Below are 1,061 nucleotides of genomic sequence, written 5' to 3'. Positions count from 1 at the left end.
ACCCACAGCGCAGGGAAGGTTAGACGATCATCTCACTTCTTCTGAAAAAGTTCCGGCGGGCGGCGCAGCGGTGCGCAGCGAGACAGAAATTTATCTGCGGCGCAAGCTGAGTCACAAGTTCGTTGATCAGATCCTGGGTGAAATTCCGCCACTTGGCGTAGACCGTACCGTCGATTGGTTTGCTCTGCCTTTTGGCCGTGTGGAAGAGCTGTTACGCGAAGCGCAGCTTTCCCACACGGCCAGGGGCCTAAAGGTCAACACCCGGTTCAAGGAACTGCTCGACGATGAATGTCGGAACGCGAAGTTCCCTGTGCGCCAGGAGCAGGCCGCCCCCTTGAACGACAGCGGCGAAATCGATATGGACGCCCTAATTCGTAGTGCTCCCCTGCACGGCACTGCCCGGAGGAACCGTTGATGTCTGAAGCTCTGATACAAGAAGAGAAGACCCAGCGCGAGATCACCCTTGCCAAGGACATCATGGATCAGTTGCGCTTACGCGGCGTGATCAGTTCTCCGGTCGCACCTTACGAACTGCCGCTAGAACAGGCGCTTGGCCTCATCCAGACCTCGGACGCCTTGCTGTACGCCAACGAGGATGAGCTGCGCGGTTGGTCGGCCCGGCCTGAGTCCATGACCCCCATCCAACACGAGCAGTTTTGTCAGGGCGGTCTCATCCCCCAGCCCGGCACACACCCCGCCGTCCCCTGCCCTCGATGCCGCGCTAAAGATGAACAAGCCAATCTGCGCGCCCGGTTGATTGCTGCTGGAGTAGATGGGCGCTATCTCGACACCACCTGGGAGAATTTAGAGCAGCTCGCTCCATTAGACCGGCTGGCAGGCGCTTGCGGCCACATCCGCGACATTGTCAAAGAAGGCCATAGCGTCTTGATCTGGAGTTCCGAAACGGGTACTGGCAAAACACAGGCCGCCATGCTCACCGCAGTTGCGGCCATTCGAGCAGGCCACACCGCGCACGTTACCAATCTCGCCCGTCTCGCCATTGAAGTGCGGGACGGTTATGGGGACCGCTCTGGAAATGCGCTCAAGGAATCCAAGGCGCT

1 protein-coding gene and 1 pseudogene are annotated in these 1,061 nt (G+C 59.3%); both read left to right on the top strand.

All coding sequences use genetic code 11. The features are described from left to right. On the top strand, positions 1–415 hold a 415-nt coding region (locus tag Q319_RS28070), incomplete at its 5' end, for a hypothetical protein (RefSeq protein WP_162178714.1). Beyond that, positions 415–1,061: pseudogene (locus Q319_RS0123685) on the top strand (hypothetical protein); the annotation flags it as partial. The gene Q319_RS28070 and the pseudogene Q319_RS0123685, both read left to right, overlap by 1 nt.

This window comes from Deinococcus marmoris DSM 12784, assembly GCF_000701405.1.
GTDB classification, from domain to species: domain Bacteria; phylum Deinococcota; class Deinococci; order Deinococcales; family Deinococcaceae; genus Deinococcus; species Deinococcus marmoris.
Note: the sequence above shows the minus strand (reverse complement) of the source record. Positions and strands in the feature narration are given on the sequence as shown.